Origin of the sequence: Paraferrimonas haliotis, assembly GCF_002282895.1 — a bacterium.
GTDB classification, from domain to species: domain Bacteria; phylum Pseudomonadota; class Gammaproteobacteria; order Enterobacterales; family Shewanellaceae; genus Paraferrimonas; species Paraferrimonas haliotis.
This window is the reverse complement of the sequence record NZ_NRRB01000001.1, coordinates 25104-43383: the sequence shown is the minus strand read 5'-3', so window position 1 is coordinate 43383 and position 18280 is coordinate 25104. Positions and strand designations below refer to the sequence as shown.

The following is an 18280-nucleotide window of genomic DNA, read 5'->3' as shown; positions in this document are numbered from 1 at the left end:
GAAAGCGCTTTCATAAAAATATAGAGATCAACGGGATTCTCTGCAACATTTTTTTATCACCAATGAACCGCTAACGTTAAACGCGCACAAGCCAATGATTAACATACAAACCTATAGCTAATAGGATTCCGTGCGATTAGGAGCAATGGCATGCTAACCCAGCATTGTTGCAATATTGTAAAAAACTAATTGACTGATTACTAATATTGCTCTAGGTTTAATGAAAGCGCTTCCATCTTTATGGAGAGATAGCTGTATGTTCTCTGCGAATGTTGTCGATGATGGTGCCTTGCGTTTTCAAAATGACAAATAACAAAAAGACAAAGCAGCTAGGGAGCAGACAATGTCGAATAAGCCATTTGCTAAAACCAAATTGGCAGCAAGCCTATCACTGGTTTTGGGTGTACCAATGGGCCTACCAGCATTCGCTGAAGAGGCCGCAGTAACTGAAGATATCGAAGTCGTCCAAGTTAAAGGCGTGCGCAGCAGTATTAAAGAATCCACGCGTCTAAAGCGAGATGCAGTGGGTGTCGTTGATGCCATATCCGCCGAAGACATCGGTAAATTTCCAGACACTAACTTAGCGGAAGCGTTACAACGTATTACCGGTGTGTCCATCGACCGTTCCAATGGCGAGGGATCCAAGGTAACCGTGCGTGGATTTGGCCCCGATTACAACATGGTTACGGTAAACGGTCGTACCATGCCGGCATCGTCTCTGCCAGCGGGCGGTGGTACTCCTAATTCACGTTCATTTGACTTCTCTAACCTGTCTGGCGACAGTGTTAGAACCGTCGAAGTGTACAAAACCAGTAAGGCCAACATCGCATCCGGCGGTATCGGCTCCACCATCGACATCACTACGGCACGTCCATTGGACATTGCCGGCCCTGGCTTCCAAGGCTCTGTTGCAGCGAAAGCCTTATACGACACCACCAACCGTGTTGGTGACGACGTCACGCCCGAGTTATCAGGTATTGCCAGCTGGGTTAACAATGACGCAAGCTTAGGCGCAACCGTTAGCTTAAACTACCAAAAGCGTGATAGCTCTGCTGCGGGGGCTTATGTGAACCAATGGCGTACGAGCCCATTTGACGGAACCATTCCTCAAGCGGCTGACGACATTAACCTCACTAACCCGCCGGCCATGGGGCAGCTGTACTCCATGCCTTCGGATTTACGATATACCATCGCGGATCGCGAGCGTGAGAGAACCAATGCGTTGGTCTCTTTGCAATTTGCACCGACTAACGACTTAGTCGCAACCCTCGAGTACATGCACTCTCAACAAGATCTATTCGAAGCCCGGGCTGAGCAATCCATTTGGATGGATACCTATAAAAGCGACTTAACCTTTGACGATAATGCCGTTAAGACCCCGATCCATTATCGCGAAGAGCGTCGAGAACAGCTGCCTCGTGATATCGGCCTTGCATTGCAAGAGCTGAATCAAACCAATAAAAACGACTCGTTTGGTTTGAACATCACTTACCAGTTAACCGACAGCTTCTCGATGATGTTCGATGCACACAACTCGAAAGCCGTTAGTGAGCCCGACGCGCCTTATGGCAGTTGGTTGAACGCCGGTTTAGGTGCCAACATTGTTAATGCCCAAGAAGTAGATTTCACCCGCGACTTGCCTGGCATGTTCATTGATTTCGATGATTGCCGTCGGACCAACTTAAACTGTAACGGTATTTTGGATCAGGATGATGTTGGTACGTCAATTCTGGACGCAAACTTCGCGCGCCAAGAATCCGAAATTACCCAATTTAGATTGGAAGGTAGCTATGAACTTGATAGCGGCTCCATTGATTTTGGTATCGAATCCCGTTCAATGGAAAGCCACTCGCTGCAGTCGCTAACTCGAAATACCATGGGTAACTGGGGTATTGAAAACCCAGGCGAATTGCCCGATGGCTTCCTCACCCCAACCAACTTCTTAAATGAATTTGACGACTTCGATACCACGGGTTCGTTCGACCAAGCCTTTACCGGCAGCGCGTCACAGGTGGGTGAATGGGCAGCAGGAGCCTACGGTTTCGACTTCGCAGCAGACGGCGCCTTTGCAACCAACCGAACCATTAAAGAAGACATTTACTCGGGTTTTGCTCAGTTTAACTGGTCTAACGAACTGTTTGACCGTCCTTACAACTTAGTGGTTGGCTTGCGTTACGAGAAGACTGACATCACCTCTACCGCCAACATTGATTTGCCCAACGCCGTGGCTTGGGAAGGTAACAACGACTTTAACGTCCGCTACGGTACCCAAAAAGAAGATTTCAGTTTATCGGCTGATTACGATCACTGGTTACCAAACATTGATTTCGATATTGAAATCATCGACAACGTCATTACTCGAGCCTCATACAGTACCACCATTGGTCGCCCAACTTACGACCAACTGAGCTCAGCGGCTACGGTTTCGGGTCCAGGTGCTCCGACCTTAATTCCAGGGGCTGCGCCAGCAACTGCGTCTACCGGTAACCCTGCGTTGATACCACTGGAATCGGATAACTTCGACGTATCGGCAGAGTGGTACTTTGACGACACCAGTTATGTGTCTGCGGGTTACTACTTGAAGAAAGTCAGTAACTTTATTGGTATCGCTCCGCAAACCCAAAACTTTTACGATTTAAGGGATGCAACCGCCGGCCCACGAGCTCAGGCGGCGTTAGCTGAGCTGCAAGCCCGTGGTTTGCCAATTACCGATTCCAACCTGTTCCAAATGACCGCTGCAATGGAGAACAACGTCGACTTTGATTCCATGTCTTATGAAGAATTTGAAGCCATGTACGACATTCTTCCAGACAGCAGCGATCCGTTAATGGACTTCTTAGCTCAAGTGCCTACCAACAACAAGAAGGCCACCATTGATGGCTTCGAGTTTGCGGTTCAGCATTTCTTTGGCGAGACAGGCTTTGGTTTCCAAGCAAACTACACCACGGTTGATGGCGACGTAGACTTTGATGTCAATGCAGATCCTGGTACCACTCAGTTTGCACTGGTGGGACTGAGCGATACCGCTAACGTGATTCTCATGTATGAAATTGAGTCGTTTTCAGCCCGTATCGCTTATAACTGGCGTGACAAGTTCTTAAACAGTCCTGCTCGTTATAACAATGAGCCAAGCTTTACCGAAGCTTATCAACAGTTCGACTTCAACGTTGCTTATAACTTCAATGAAAGTCTATCGATTTTCCTAGAAGGCATTAACGTAACCGAAGAGAACAGCCGCCAACACGGTCGCTATGCCGCGCAATTGTGGCAAGTTGAAGAGCTTGGTGCTCGTTACCACCTAGGAGCCCGATACAGCTTCTAAACACTCCCTTACACGGGTCATCCAGTATCGGGTGGCCCGTTTTTTTTTACGCTCACTTAAGCCCAACCAGACCCAGACTTGAACAATAGCTAAGCGATTGTTAGCTTGGTTATTAACCAACTAAAGAACAATAAAAAACCTATGATAAAGCGATCGTTGCAACACATAGTAGTACTGGGCGGTGGCAGCGCTGGCTGGCTAACGGCTGGATTAATTGCAGCAGAACACCCCAACTTAACCGTCACTCTTATTGAGTCTCCCAACATTGCAACCATAGGTGTTGGAGAAGGCACTTGGCCTTCAATGCGCAATACCTTAAAGCGAATCGGTATCAACGAGCTCGAGTTTCTTAAACGCTGTGACGCCAGCTTTAAGCAGGGTTCTAAATTCATTGGTTGGCGAACAGCTGAAGTTAACGACAGCTATTACCATCCTTTTATGGTTCCTGAGGGCTATGTTCAAACCAATCTGCATTACGCTTGGCAAACCCTTGCGAAGGAGCAACCCTTCGCAGCGGCGGTGAACGTTCAAGCGTCGGTATGCGATAAGCAACTCGCCCCTAAGCAAGCCTCTACCCCAGAGTACGCAGCTGTCACCAATTATGGCTACCATTTGGATGCCGCAAAGTTTGCCGAGCTTTTGGCACAACATTGCTGCACATCACTAGGGGTGAATCGTGTGCTGGATGAAGTGGTAAATGTGACCAGTAGCGATAATGGCGACATTAAAGCGCTCACCACTCAAGAGCATGGCGATATTGACGGTGACTTGTTCATTGATTGTTCCGGCATACGCAGCCGTTTGCTCGGAGAACACTATCAAGTGCCGATGCAACCGAAAGCCGATGTTTTGGCCAATGACCGAGCATTAGGTGTCCAGATTGCGGTTACCGACCCCATGTCAGAGATTGAGTCCACCACCTTAGCAACCGCCCAACGAGCAGGATGGATTTGGCAAATAGGACTTCCGAACCGACTGGGCATTGGCTACACCTACGCTAGTCAATACGAAACCGAAGCATCGGCGCGCCAAGTTCTAGAAAACTACTTAAGCCAGTCGCACAACTTAAGCGCACAAGCCATAGCCGAGCTGATGATTCGACCGTTGTCATTCACACCCGGCTATCGCCAACAGTTCTGGAAGAATAATTGCGTTGCCGTAGGAATGGCTGCCGGTTTTATAGAGCCGTTAGAGGCCTCAGCGCTTGCTATGGTTGAGTTAAGCGCCTCAATGCTCAGTGAGCAGATGCCGGTCGACCGCGATCACATGCAGGCGTTAGCGCAACGCTTTAACAGTCGCTTTCAATATCGATGGGAGCGAGTGATAGAGTTTTTAAAGTTGCATTATGTGCTGTCTCAGCGCAACGAGCCCTATTGGCTAGCACAGCGAGCCCGTGAAAGCATTCCACCTCGTTTGCTGCAGCAGTTACAATTGTGGCAATACCAGCCGCCATCGCGATTTGACTTCGTTGAAAATGAAGAGATCTTTTCTTCCGCCAGTTATCAGTACGTATTGTATGGTATGGGTTTTAATACCTTGGTAGATGCCAGCAGCGCACTTAATCACCCACAGGCGGCACAGCATTTTATCGCCTTAAACAAAAAGAAAATGGCCAGTTTCAATGCGGGCTTACCCAGTAACCGCGACTTGCTGCGAACCCTTTTAAAGACAAAAACTAAAGAGACCAACTTATGAGTTCGTTATCTCCTGTAAAGCATGTGGTCATCGCCGGCGGTGGTACTGCCGGATGGATGGCGTGTGCCGCCATCGCCAAATTAGTTGGCAAGCAAGTAAAAGTGACCTTAATCGAGTCAGATGACATAGGAACCGTCGGTGTGGGTGAAGCCACTATCCCGCCCATTCGAACCTTTCACAAACTCTTGGGTATCAACGAGCAAAGCTTTATGAGGCGCACCAGTGCAACTTTTAAACTGGGCATCCAATTTAAGCACTGGGGTCAAACAGATAGCGATTACATTCACTCTTTTGGGGCTACTGGACGAGAATGCTGGGCTGGCGAGTTTCATCATTTTTGGATGCAAGGACTGCAACAGGGCATAGAAGGCGACTTTGGCAGCTACTGCTACGAATTGCAGGCAGCTAAAGCCGGTAAGTTTGGTTTTAGTAAACAAAACCCAATTAACTATGCTTATCACCTAGACGCTACTCGCTACGCCATGTTTTTGCGAGAATTTGCCACCGAGCTTGGTGCTAAACGGCAAGAGGGTAAAATTGTTGCGGTCAATAAGCGCACGAATGACGGATACATCGAATCCATTACCTTAGCCAACGGCAACATAATAATCGCCGACTTTTTTATAGACTGCACCGGCTTTTCCGGATTGCTGATTGAAAAAGCCTTGCATACCGGTTACGACGATTGGTCCCATATGCTGCCATGCGACAGCGCGGTGGCCATGCAAACGGAAGCGACTGACCACACCGTTTTGCCGTATACCATAGCAACCGCACACGACAGCGGTTGGCAATGGCGCATTCCGTTGCAACATCGCGTTGGCAACGGTCTGGTTTATTGCAGTCAGTACCAAGCTGATCAACAAGCCATTGATACGCTTACGGGCTCAGTGGCGGGCACAGCAATTAATGAGCCGAGAGTGATTAAATTTAAAACCGGACGTCGCCGTAAGGGCTGGAACAAAAACTGCCTAGCCTTAGGCTTGGCCAGTGGTTTCGTAGAGCCTTTAGAGTCCACCAGCATTCACTTGATTATGTCAGGCATAGTGCGCTTTTTGCGACTCTTCCCGTTTCAAGGTATCACCCACCAAGCCATCGATGAGTACAATAAACAGTTACAGTCTGAAATTGAGAACATTCGCGACTTCATTGTATTGCACTATAAAGTGACTCAACGCCAAGATAGCGCGTTTTGGCGCCACTGCAGCGCCATGGAAGTACCAGAGAGTTTGCAGCATAAAATCGATCTGTTTAAAGAAACCGGTCGGGTGTTTTTAGACGACGGTGACATATTCCGAGTGGATTCCTGGACCCAGGTAATGCTTGGGCAAGGGCTAATGCCAAAGCAGCATCACCTGATCGCGGATATGCTCTCTGAACAGGAGCTAGAAAAACTGCTCAACGGCATTAAGCGCCAAATACAACAGCGATTAGAGACCTTGCCAGCGCACCATCAGTTCATTGAGCAATACTGCGCCAGCTAGGAACTCAGTGCCGTCTCGCTACTCTATACCTGAGCAACGGATGTCGGCCGTCAAAGCCTTTTGAGGCTGAATCGTGACGTCGGCAAGTGCTAATTCTAGGGTACCTTGGGTTTCGAGCGAGAATGGCGATACGGTATTAGCCAGTTGCATGCCGGCTTCTTTAAAGCAACCCATATCCACCGCCAAAGTTTGCCACTCACCTAATTTCGCTTGCGACAATTGCTCGGTAATGTCTAAGCCGCCTTGGCATTGGGGAGCAGGCCCCGATTGGTTCTCTTCTGCTTCACAGTACATCATAAGGGCAACTGACTCGGATGGTTTCGTATCGACTCGATAACCGAACACTAAGGCTGACTCTTGAATCAACTGCACTCGCAAATCTTCCCTAAAATTGCTCTTAGAAATCATGCTAACCGCTGCTTTCGAGCCGCCACTAAAGGCAACTTTAAACGCATCCTCTTGAATTTCTTTATCGATGGTTCGATACCCAACAGAGCCTAATTGAGCGCTATTAGCTTGTACTTGTAACTTTTGCTGTTCGTCAGTTAACCACAGTAACCAAGGTTTTTGCATGGTGCCATTAAACAACGGCATCGGTGCTAATTCGTTTTTAGCAAAGTGATAGGTTTCGTCTAAGTCATCTCCCAAGACGTTGTCATCTTGATAGGTTAAACCAAAACCATAGGGCAATAACGGCTGATAGTCTTCATCTTGCCAGTTAACCGTTTGCGTCGCTGTTTTAGGCCACGAAAACGACAGTTTACCAACGAAATCATATTGCACTTGTTGATTGGTATCCCTGAAAAGCACCTGTGCTATAGCGTCTCCTTCGCTACCGGGAAGCCATACCGCCACGAACGCATCGGAAGCATTGAGTTCTGCATTAACCCATAACGGCCGCCCAGAAATAAACAGCGATATAACCGGTATCCCTTGCGCCTTTAACTTTTGCAGTAACGCTAAATCGCGTTTATCGCCAATCTGATAATCAACATTAGGGCGATCTCCGTGACCTTCAGCATAGGGCGATTCCCCAAAGACTACGATTGCGACATCTGGCTTTTGCTGAAAGCTGCCATCTTCACTAAGCGTCGCGGTTCCGCCTCCTTTGGTCACTTGCTGAACAATGCCATCATAAATGGATGTTGCCCCAGGAAAATCAGCATTGGTGTTACCGGTTCCCTGCCAAGTAATTGTCCAACCACCGCTTTGTTTGCCAATGTTATTCGCACCATCGCCGGCCACCAATACCGATAAATTGCTTGGCAAGGGCAATATGCCTCGCTGATTTTTTAACAGCACTAAAGATTCTCGTACTGCTTGTTTGGCAACCTGGCGATGATCGGCATGCCCAATAAGCTCTACTTGTCCTGAAATGGCTCTGTTGGCTGGGCTAGGTTTCTCGAACAACCCCGCTCGCAACTTCACCCGTAAGATACGCGCTACAGCATCGTCGATACGACTCATAGGAATGATGTCTTGCTGAGCTTGTTCCAGAGTGTTGTAGTACAAGGGCTTCCAAGATGGGGTGGGCGCCATAAACATATCCAGCCCTGCATTAATGGCTTTTGCGCAGGATTCGTTGCTGCAACCGGCAACCTGACCATGGCCGTTCCAATCCCCCACAACAAAGCCATCAAAGCCCATGCGCTCTTTCAATACATCGTTTAACAAGTACTTGTGACCGTGAATTTTTTCACCGTGCCAAGAGTTAAACGATGCCATGACGCTTTGAGCGCCGGCACTCAAGCCACCAACGTAACCCTGAGCATGTAACTCAACCAACTCTTTTTCCGAGGCAATGTTGTTTCCCTGATCGTCCCCCTCAACGGTGCCACCGTCGCCGACAAAGTGCTTCACCGTACTGATGACGCGGTCATCGCCGAGAAAATCCTTATCTGCGCGGCCTTGCAGCCCTTTTACAATGGCTGCACTGTATGAACGCACAATGTCTGGATGCTCTGAGTAGCCTTCATAAGTTCGCCCCCAGCGGTCGTCTCTGACGACCGCCACGGTAGGAGCAAAAACCCAATCAATGCCAGTTACCATGACTTCGGTCGCCGTTATCTCGGCAATCTTTTCTATCAATTCGGGATTGTTCATCGCCCCTAGGCCAATATTATGCGGGAACAGCGTCGCTCCGATAACGTTGTTGTGACCGTGTACCGCATCCGTCCCCCACATGGTTGGTATGGCAATACCATCAAGCGAGTCATCCATCGATGCTTGATACATGGCTTCGGCCAAATCGATCCAGTCTGCCGGGGTGGCTTGCTTATTTCCTGAGGGAAAAGACCCGCCGCCGTTTAAGTAGGAGCCAAAGCCGTATTTCCGCATATCTTCAACACTAATATCGCGAATTTCAGGCTGAATCATTTGCGCTATTTTCTGCTCTAAAGTCATTTTAGCGAGTATTTCGGTGACTTTAGCTTCGATTGCTGGGTCGCTGGCGACTTCACTGCTTAGCTTAGGCCAAAGGTCAATATTGTACCCTTTGTCAGTCGTAGCCTGAGCAGGCGAGTTGGTGGCTGTAGGCTCCGGCTTTTGTGCATTTTGTTCAGCACAGGCTAATAAAACCGTGGTGCAGAGGATTCCCAACGTACCACTTATCCATGGATTCATGACTGACTCTCCTATCGACCCTTGATTTAGCATTAACAAAATACTAACATACATCATAAATGAAAGCGCTTTCAAGGCTGAAGTAAAACAATATAAGCCGTTTCTAATGTTAAATGTAAGCGTTTTCAAAACTTAGGTGTGGGCAGTAAAACTCAATAACTAACCAATGGAAGATCGTTAAGGATGAAGCAACAATTAAAGCTACCCGCTAACAGCCCCATGCTTGATAAAGATTTCATCTACGGCGTTGCCACTGCTTCGTTCCAAATTGAAGGGGGCATCGAGCACCGCCTGCCGTGTATTTGGGATACCTTTTGCGCTACCCCAGGCAAGATTGCCGACCATTCCAATGGCGCTGTGGCTTGTAACCATTATCAACTCTGGCAACAGGATATTGATCTCATCGAGTCATTAGGAGTTGATGCTTACCGACTTTCAATCTCATGGCCAAGGTTGATTGACGAAGATGGTGAACTTCGCCGAGAAGGAGCCAACTACTACGTTAACTTGCTTAAGCGTCTTCAACAAAAAGGCATCAAAGCCTTTGTTACGCTTTACCATTGGGACCTACCACAATATTTAGAAGATCAAGGTGGTTGGTTAAACCGAGATACCGCTTATCAGTTTGAACGTTACGCGACACAAGTCGCCCAGCTTTTTGGAACCTTGGTACACAGCTACGCCACCTTAAACGAGCCTTTTTGCAGCGCCTACTTAGGCTACGAGGCTGGTATACACGCGCCGGGCAAAACCGGCCAAGCCAATGGCCGAAAAGCGGCTCATCATTTATTGTTAGCTCATGGCTTGGCCTTGCAAGCGTTGCAGCAACATGCCCCTCATGCAATGAATGGCATAGTACTTAACTTCACCCCTTGTTACAGCGCAAGCGAAGACCCAAAAGACCAAGAAGCCACCGCTTTCGCTGACGGCTATCATAACGATTGGTACCTTCGCCCGATAATGGAAGGCAAATATCCGGACGTTATAGAACAATTAGACGCATCATGTCGACCCGATATTCTAGAAGGTGATATGGCCACCATCGCTCAGCCGCTGGACTTTTTAGGCGTCAACTTTTACACAAGAGCCATCTATCGAGCAGACGAACAGCAACCTTTTGTGCAACTTCCGCCACCCCAACCGTTAACCGATATTGGCTGGGAAATCTATCCGAGTGCGTTAACCGATTTGTTGGTAGGAATGAACAAAACGTATACCTTACCGCCGATATACATTACCGAAAACGGAGCCGCCATTGACGACCAAGTAAACGCCGGTAAAGTTGCTGATTCGCGCCGAATCGACTATTACCAACGTCATTTAAACGCGGTCAATGACGCCATGGTTCAAGGTGTCAATGTGAACGGTTATTTTGCCTGGAGTTTAATGGACAATTTTGAATGGGCAGAGGGCTACAGCAAACGTTTTGGCATCGTATACGTCGATTATTCATCCCAGACCCGAACGCTAAAAGATAGTGCCATCGCCTATCGCCAATTAATAACAACACGATATTGAGCTTAAGACTATGTTATCAGTTCGAGAGAAAGTGGCTTATGGCCTAGGCGACACCGCAAGTAACATTATTTTCCAAACCGTCATGATGTTCTTAATGCTCTACTACACCGATGTAGTTGGATTGGATGCCGCAGTGGTTGGCACTATGTTCTTGGTGGTTCGTATTTTCGATGCGGTTACCGATCCTATCATGGGCGCTATTGCAGATCGCACTCAATCTCGCTGGGGACATTTTCGCCCCTATTTGTTGTGGCTGGCGCTACCGTTTGCACTGATCAGTATTCTGGCCTTTACCAAACCGGAGCTAGAAGGCAGCGCCAAAATAATTTATGCCTTCACCACTTATAGCTTGCTCATGATCGCCTACACCCTAATCAATATTCCCTATTGTGCGCTAGGGGGCGTTCTAACCTCTGACGCTAAAGAGCGTGTGAGCGTGCAGTCGTACCGATTCGTATTTGGCATGCTCGGCGGCGTTATTGTTGCCGGGTGTACCATGCCTATGGTGGATTTCTTTGGTGAAGGTGATAAAGCACTCGGTTACCAGTACACCATGATCGTCATGAGTATCATTGGCTTTATCCTATTTTTACTGTGTTTTGCTGGTACCAAAGAGCGCATTGCGCAACCTAAAGAGCAGCAAGTCAGCTACCGCAAAACCTTATCCACTTTGTGGCAAAACGACCAATGGCGAATTCTGAGTATTGCGGTTACATTCTTGCTAACCGGCCAAGTCCTTCGTTTTACCTTAGCCGTCTACTATGTAAAGTACTTCTTAGGACGAGAGGATTTAATTACCCAGTTCATGACCCTTGGTGTCATTGCGTCAATGATTGGTTGCGCTCTTTCTCAACCGTTAGCAGCAAGAGTCTGTAAAATTCGCGCTTATATTAGCCTGCAGCTAATTGCGGCAGCTATTTGTATGGCCAGTTACTTCATAGGTTCGGATCAAATAGCGCTCGCCATGGCGGCTTTTATTGCTTGGAAGTTTTTCTTAGATATGGGAACGCCGCTATTATGGGCCAAAATGGCAGACACCATTGACTACGGCCACCATAAAAGCGGCATTCGTGTTACCGGTTTAGTGTATTCCGGCATCATTTTCTTCATTAAAATTGGAGTGGCGCTTGGCGGCGCTATCGCTGGCTGGCTGTTAGCCTACTACGGTTATCAAGCTGATACCGAGCAAACCGATGCGACCCTTCATGGCTTACTGATGTCCTTTACCATTTATCCTGCCATCGGCTCGATTTTAGCCGCCATTGTCATGACTCAATACCGACTCACTAACAATAAGATTGCTGAACTGCAAAAAGGCTTGCGCTTAAATGCTAGTTAAAACACATGGAGTCAGTTATTATTTTTCAACTTAATTGCTCATACTAACAATAACCTATGGCCACAATTTACGAAGTAGCAAAAACAGCTGGCGTGTCACTGACTACCGTTTCTCGAGTAATCAATGGTAATAGCAAGGTGCGGGAGTCAACTCGCACAAAAGTGTTAGATGCAATGCAGCAGTTAGACTACCGTCCGAACGCCATCGCCCAATCGCTTGCTTCTAATCGAACCAACAGCATAGGTATTATGGTATCTGAGCTTGATGGGCCATTTTTCGGACTGATGATGGCCGCGATAGAGCAAGAGTTACGCAAAGCCGGTAAACACGTAATCATTACCACGGGTCACAGTGATCAAACCCGAGAAAAAGAAGGCATCGATTTTTTGATCAGTAGGAAATGTGACGCCATTATTGCCCACGTTGAAGCCGTAAGCGACGAGTATTTAATCGAGATTAACCAAGGCAAAACCCCAGTATATCTTATTAGCCGTTATGTTGAGGCGATTGCCGACAAATGCGTAAGCCTAGACAACAAAATGGGTGGCTATTTAGCGACCAAAAACCTGATTGAGAACAATCATAGAGACATAGCCTACGTTTCAGGCCCTATGTTTAAAGCCGACGCGGTTGATAGGTTAACAGGCCACAAGCGCGCCCTTGCCGAATTTGATATTCCGTTTAACGAAGAACTATTTTTTGTTGGGGACTTTAAAGAGACCGGTGGCCAACAAGCACTCAAACATTTCTTAAGCACCAACCGCTCGTTTACTGCCATAGTATGTTCCAATGATGAAATGGCCTCAGGCGCAATGAAATACGCCCGTGAACATTCAATTTCCATTCCACAAGAGCTTTCGATTATTGGTTACGATAATGTCATCTTTGCCAATTACTTATACCCTCGCTTGACAACGATCACTAACCCAGTAGATAAAATGGGGAGCATGGCGGCTCGGCTGGTATTGCAGGATTGCTATCAGTTACCTACTCTCGCGGTAGAGCATTTATTTACCCCCAGTTTAAAGGTCCGTGACTCCGTCTATCCTATCTAGTGGTTATCGACTTTTTGTGTCGGATCTCACAAATATCATTGCTTTTGTCACATGAGGATCACCTTTCGTGATCTATCCTATTGGAAAATAAATTGAGCCATCTCGCTCGAATATGCCGAAATAGGACATACCATGACTTCACTATTTAAGCCCCTTACACTTGGAAAACTCACCCTCAAGAACCGTATTGTCATGCCTCCTATGACGCGCTCTCGAGCCACCCAACCTGGAAACTCTGCCAACGACATGATGGCAACCTATTACGCACAAAGAGCTTCAGCGGGTCTGATAGTCTCTGAAGGCACGCAAATTTCAGCTATGGGCCAAGGGTATGCATGGACACCGGGTATTTACACTGCCGAGCAAATTGCCGGTTGGCGCAAAGTAACCGATGCGGTACATCAACAAGGTGGCGCAATTTTCGCACAAGTTTGGCACGTTGGACGTGTGACTCACCCAGATAATATTGGCGGTGAACAACCGATTTCATCATCGGCTCTAAAAGCTGAAAACGTGAAAGTATTCATCGATAACGGAAATGACGAACCCGGTTTCGTAGACGTTGTTGAACCTAGAACCATGACCAAAGAAGACATTAAGCAGGTGGTTGAAGAATATCGCCAAGCGGCTTTAAACGCGGTTGAGGCGGGCTTTGATGGGGTGGAATTGCACGCTGCCAATGGTTATTTGATCAATCAATTCATTGATTCACAAGCCAACCAACGTACCGACGAATACGGCGGCTCTATCGAAAATCGGTTACGCTTTATGGCTGAGGTTGTTAGCGCCATGAGCGAAGCCATTGGTGCCGATAAAGTAGGTGTGCGCCTTGCGCCCTTTACCTCGCTAAACGGCACGGTTGATGACACACCACAGGCTACCTATGAAGCCGCTGCTAAGCTTCTCAATGAGCTGAACGTGGTGTACATCCACTTTGCTGAAGTGGATTGGGACGATGCTCCAGAAACGCCCACCAGCTTCAAAAGAGCCGTGCGCGCGGCATACGATGGCGTGCTTATTTGGGCTGGGCGCTACGACGCTGATAAAGCAGAGCAAGCGCTACAAGACGGCTATGCCGATATGATTGGGTTTGGTCGCCCCTTTATTGCCAACCCAGATTTGGTGTCGCGGATACAAAACGGCTATCCGTTAGCGCAGCACAATCCCGATACCCTATTTGGTGGCGCTGAAGCGGGACTGACCGACTACCCAAGCTACCAAAAATAATGGCTACAATCTGCTAAGAAGGCCACCTTTTGAGGTGGCCTTCTTACATTAATTTTTAGAGTAATTACGTAAACTTATCTCGATTTAGAGAGGCAAATGAAACCTTTGCCGTCAACGCTTTCGTCTTATAGATAAACAAGGACAGCCCCGTTGTTGAAGCAGTTCGCAAATTGACAGAAAGTCGTGCAAACAAACACAGCCTTTTTCAACAGATTTTGCTATTCTGTGCCGCAATATAGCTATCAAGGTTTCACGAATTAGTATGTCTGACAGTAAAAAGCCAGTTTGGTTAACTCTAGTGAGCTGGGCTCAAAAGCTCTTAGTTAGAAGTAAAATCATACTGACTAATCCTATGGATGAATTAGGCATTGATAACCATCAAGCCATCGCCTACGTTCTTAAAACTGACTCCTTTAGCGATAAGATTGCCCTATCGAACGTCTGTGGCAAACTTGGCCTGCCCGATCCTTTTTCACCTTTCGTCGTTGAGGGAATGACAGCGCCTCGGTTTGTGGTTACTGAGGGCAGCAAGCCGTTGGTGGGCAAACGCGAAGATAATGAAAATTCACTCGAAAGTTTTCGCAAACTGCTGGCGTTACATAGGCAAAATCCTGAGTTAGACGTTAAGCTGATTCCCGTTGGTTTATTTTGGGGGCGAAAACCCGGTAAGTCTGGCGACAATATGTCGTCAGCCATGATTGAGCGTGAATCACCTAGCTGGCTCCGCAAATTTTTTATGCTGCTGTTTTTGGGACGCCGAAACTTCATTCAATTTTCGCCGCCAGTATCGCTGCGTTACATGGCTGATCAGCACGGCAGCGATGAGCATTTAGCGCACAAACTAAGCCGTGTCGCACGCGTGCATTTTGGCCGCCAACGACGCGTGCTTACCGGTCCTGACTTACCTCGCAGAGAGTTAATTATTGATGCGTTGATGAAGTCGGAGAACATTCAAAAGGCCATCAAAGAAGAAGCTCAAAGCAAGAACATTAGCGAAGAGAAAGCCCGTCAAAAGGCATACGCCTGCTTAGACGAGGTGGCTGCAGGTTACTCAGACAATTTGGTACGGGTTGCCGACCACATTCTCACCTGGTTGTGGAACAAACTGTACCGTGGCGTCAATATTACCGGAGCAGGCCGTGTCCGCCAGCTGTCTCACGACGGTCACGAGATTGTGTACGTTCCTTGTCACCGCAGCCATATGGACTATTTACTCTTGTCCTATCTGTTGTATTACCAAGGGATGATTCCACCGCATATTGCCGCTGGTATTAATCTCAACTTCTGGCCAGCGGGCCCGATTTTCCGTAAAGGGGGCGCCTTTTTTATTCGTCGCAGCTTTGCTGGCGATAAGTTGTATACCGCCATTTTTAAAGAGTACTTAGATACCCTGTTTAGCAAAGGTTATTCGGTAGAGTATTTCTGTGAAGGCGGACGCAGCCGTACCGGTCGCTTGCTCGCGCCTAAAACGGGCATGATAGCTATGACAGTACAAAGCATGATGCGAGGCATTGAGCGCCCAATCACGTTTGTGCCGGTATACCTTGGCTACGATCACGTTATGGAAGTGGCCACTTACCATAAAGAGCTTAGAGGTAAGAAAAAAGAAAAAGAGTCGGTGTGGCAGGTATTTGGTGCTATCCGCAAATTACGCAATTACGGCCAATGTTATGTCAATTTTGGCGAGCCCATTACCATTCACCAATTCCTCAACCAACAGGTGCCCGATTGGCGTCAGCAACTCGAGAAAAGTGATGAGCAAAAGCCGGCCTGGTTAACCCCAGTGGTCAACAAATTGGCCAACCAGATCATGCGCCACATTAACGATGCGGCGGCCATTAGCCCTGCACCGTTAACTAGCTTGGCCTTGCTTTCTACACCGCAAAACGCCATGGAGCGCAAACAGCTAGAGTCTCAACTAGACTGCTATTTGCAATTGTTGCGTATCGCGCCTTACAGCAAAACCGCCACCGTGCCAGATATGGATGGCAAACAATTGCTTCAAGAAGCCTTAGATTTAGATAAGTTTTCGGTAAGTAAAGATAATATTGGCGAGATCGTATCACTGTCGGAGCAAACCGCGATCACCATGACCTATTACCGCAACAACATTTTGCATATGTTGTTAATACCAGCGCTTATTGCAAAAACTTGCTACCGCTGCGGTCCTGTGTCTCGTGATACCTTGATAGCGAAAGTGCAAATGTTTGTTCCTATGATGCGAGCTGAGCTGTTCTTTAATACCGAGTTCGCCGATGACTACATCAATCGCACCATCGACGCCATGATTGAGCTTGATTTGCTCCATGACAACGAGCAAATCTCAGAGAATCCAAAAGCCTTACTTAAACTTCGCAATATCGCTGCGGTGTCTCAAGAGAGCCTGCAGCGCTATGGCATTCTGTTCAATATTTTACTGGAGAAGCCTGACATTGACCGAGCTTCGCTTGAGAAGAAAAGCCAAGTGATAGCTAAGCGTCTTGGCAGCCTAAACGGCATTACAGCCCCAGAGTTCTTTGATAAGAAGTTATACGGCAACTTGGTCATCCGGCTGAAAGAATTCGGCTTTTTCGATGAAGGCAGCACCCAAGTAGCTGACACCGCTATGACCATCAACGAACTGCTTAGCGCTTCCGTAAAACAAAACATTCGCCAAAGCTTCGAGCAGGATTAATCAACAATGGCTAAACATTTAAACGCCGGACAATCAACTAACCAACCGTCGCTGTTAGGTGGCGCAATGATCATTGCTGGTACCACAGTCGGTGCCGGGATGTTCTCTCTGCCCGTGGTTTCGGCAGGTATGTGGTTTGGTTATTCAAGTCTCATGCTTCTAGTAATGTGGGCCTTCATGTTTGTGTCTGGCCTGTTACTGCTAGAAACCAACCTACATTTTAAAGAAGGGGCCAGTTTCGATACCTTGACTAAGTCGACCCTGGGTCAAGCTTGGCGAATCATAAATGGCCTCGCCATAGCCTTTGTTTTGTACATTTTGACCTACGCTTACGTGAGCGGAGGCAGCTCCATGGTGGCGTTATCCGCTCAAGGGTTAGGCGTGAATTTGCCACAGCCTCTGGCGGGTCTGATTTTTGCTGCCGTGCTGGCGAGTGTGGTGTTTGTTAGTACCAAAGCGGTGGATCGCATCACCAGTATTATGCTGGGCGCGATGATAATTACCTTCTTATTGTCCATTGGCAACATGCTCGGCAATGTCGAAGCCCAATACCTATGGCAACCGGATGGCGCTCCAACATTTGCCCCTTATATTCTGGCGGCGCTGCCCTTTGCTCTGGCCAGTTTTGGCTACCATGGTAACGTTCCAAGCCTGGTTAAGTACTATGGTAAAAACCCATCAAAAGTAGCGGCTGCCATTGCAATCGGTACCCTAATCGCGCTTGCTATTTATATGTGTTGGCAATTGGCGGCCATGGGTAATCTTGCCCGTACTGAGTTTGATGGCATCATCGCTCAAGGTGGCAACATGGGAGCTTTAGTCGGTGCCTTAAGTCAGGTGGTGAACAGTGACTGGCTCGGTAAAAGCCTGCAAGTATTTGCCAACCTTGCGGTGGCATCATCGTTTCTCGGAGTAACGCTTGGCTTGTTTGACTATATTGCCGATTTGTTCGATTTCGACGATGGCCGCAGCGGTCGCTTTAAAACCGCTTTGGTAACCTTTGTTCCCCCTACCTTGTTGGCGTTGTTATTTCCTAATGGTTTCATTGTCGCCATTGGATTTGCGGCGCTCGCAGCGACGGTGTGGACTTTGATTGTGCCGGCACTGATGGCCAAAAAAGCCCGCCAGCAATTTCCCAATGCAGCGTTTAAGGTTCCTGGTGGCAACCTAGTGCTGTACGCGGTATTAACTCTTGGCGTTGTCATTGGCGCTTGTCACTTGTTGGCTATGGCCAACTACCTACCGGTTTATCCACATTAGTTGTTAAGCGACGACAATTTATTGACCATGTGAGCGATTACCGTCGCTCACGGTTTTTTGTCGGTGTTTTGACGGGGTTTAATA

The 18280-nt window shown here is 47.8% G+C and carries 10 protein-coding genes; 9 read left to right on the top strand and 1 reads right to left on the bottom strand.

What is annotated here, in order from left to right; genetic code table 11:
* Positions 1 to 343 precede the first annotated feature (343 nt).
* The 3 genes from CLC91_RS00170 to CLC91_RS00160 all read left to right on the top strand — a co-directional run bounded on the left by CLC91_RS00170 (position 344) and on the right by CLC91_RS00160 (position 6501).
* Positions 344 to 3322 carry a TonB-dependent receptor gene (locus CLC91_RS00170; RefSeq protein WP_095496944.1) on the top strand — a complete coding sequence of 993 codons (2979 nt, stop codon included), beginning with the start codon at positions 344 to 346 and terminating at the stop codon, positions 3320 to 3322.
* Between the two features lie 141 nt (positions 3323 to 3463).
* On the top strand, positions 3464 to 5017 hold the full coding sequence (locus CLC91_RS00165; protein WP_095496943.1) for a tryptophan halogenase family protein: 1554 nt from the start codon (positions 3464 to 3466) through the stop codon (positions 5015 to 5017).
* Positions 5014 to 6501, top strand: a complete 1488-nt coding sequence (locus tag CLC91_RS00160) for a tryptophan halogenase family protein (RefSeq protein ID WP_095496942.1) — start codon at positions 5014 to 5016, stop codon at positions 6499 to 6501. Before CLC91_RS00165 ends, CLC91_RS00160 begins: the two co-directional genes overlap by 4 nt.
* An 18-nt stretch (positions 6502 to 6519) precedes the next feature.
* Here CLC91_RS00160 and CLC91_RS00155 read toward each other — a convergent pair whose 3' ends face one another.
* Entirely contained in the window at positions 6520 to 9123 is a 2604-nt protein-coding gene (locus tag CLC91_RS00155; RefSeq protein WP_095496941.1) for a glycoside hydrolase family 3 protein, read from the bottom strand.
* A 183-nt stretch (positions 9124 to 9306) separates the two neighbouring features.
* Between CLC91_RS00155 and CLC91_RS00150 the strand changes: the two genes are divergently transcribed.
* The 6 genes from CLC91_RS00150 to mtr all read left to right on the top strand — a co-directional run bounded on the left by CLC91_RS00150 (position 9307) and on the right by mtr (position 18196).
* Entirely contained in the window at positions 9307 to 10641 is a 1335-nt protein-coding gene (locus CLC91_RS00150) for a GH1 family beta-glucosidase (RefSeq protein WP_095496940.1), read from the top strand.
* A 10-nt stretch (positions 10642 to 10651) separates the two neighbouring features.
* Complete coding sequence (locus CLC91_RS00145) at positions 10652 to 11980, top strand: glycoside-pentoside-hexuronide (GPH):cation symporter (protein ID WP_095496939.1); 1329 nt, start codon at positions 10652 to 10654, stop codon at positions 11978 to 11980.
* Between the two features lie 56 nt (positions 11981 to 12036).
* Positions 12037 to 13035, top strand: coding sequence for a LacI family DNA-binding transcriptional regulator (locus tag CLC91_RS00140; protein ID WP_095496938.1), 999 nt, complete (start codon positions 12037 to 12039; stop codon positions 13033 to 13035).
* Between the two features lie 132 nt (positions 13036 to 13167).
* Positions 13168 to 14262 carry an alkene reductase gene (locus CLC91_RS00135; protein WP_095499775.1) on the top strand — a complete coding sequence of 365 codons (1095 nt, stop codon included), beginning with the start codon at positions 13168 to 13170 and terminating at the stop codon, positions 14260 to 14262.
* 262 nt (positions 14263 to 14524) lie between these two features.
* Complete coding sequence (gene plsB / locus CLC91_RS00130) at positions 14525 to 16936, top strand: glycerol-3-phosphate 1-O-acyltransferase PlsB (protein ID WP_095499774.1); 2412 nt, start codon at positions 14525 to 14527, stop codon at positions 16934 to 16936.
* 6 nt (positions 16937 to 16942) lie between these two features.
* Entirely contained in the window at positions 16943 to 18196 is a 1254-nt protein-coding gene (gene mtr, locus CLC91_RS00125) for a tryptophan permease (protein WP_095496935.1), read from the top strand.
* The last annotated feature ends 84 nt before the right edge of the window (positions 18197 to 18280 follow it).

Bases quoted from the DNA above. Each gene is read 5' to 3' on its own strand.
- CLC91_RS00170 (WP_095496944.1), top strand. From the start codon at position 344: ATGTCGAATAAGCCATTTGCTAAAACCAAATTGGCAGCAAGCCTATCA.
- CLC91_RS00165 (WP_095496943.1), top strand. From the start codon at position 3,464: ATGATAAAGCGATCGTTGCAACACATAGTAGTACTGGGCGGTGGCAGC.
- CLC91_RS00160 (WP_095496942.1), top strand. From the start codon at position 5,014: ATGAGTTCGTTATCTCCTGTAAAGCATGTGGTCATCGCCGGCGGTGGT.
- CLC91_RS00155 (WP_095496941.1), bottom strand. From the start codon at position 9,123: ATGAATCCATGGATAAGTGGTACGTTGGGAATCCTCTGCACCACGGTT.
- CLC91_RS00150 (WP_095496940.1), top strand. From the start codon at position 9,307: ATGAAGCAACAATTAAAGCTACCCGCTAACAGCCCCATGCTTGATAAA.
- CLC91_RS00145 (WP_095496939.1), top strand. From the start codon at position 10,652: ATGTTATCAGTTCGAGAGAAAGTGGCTTATGGCCTAGGCGACACCGCA.
- CLC91_RS00140 (WP_095496938.1), top strand. From the start codon at position 12,037: ATGGCCACAATTTACGAAGTAGCAAAAACAGCTGGCGTGTCACTGACT.
- CLC91_RS00135 (WP_095499775.1), top strand. From the start codon at position 13,168: ATGACTTCACTATTTAAGCCCCTTACACTTGGAAAACTCACCCTCAAG.
- plsB (WP_095499774.1), top strand. From the start codon at position 14,525: ATGTCTGACAGTAAAAAGCCAGTTTGGTTAACTCTAGTGAGCTGGGCT.
- mtr (WP_095496935.1), top strand. From the start codon at position 16,943: ATGGCTAAACATTTAAACGCCGGACAATCAACTAACCAACCGTCGCTG.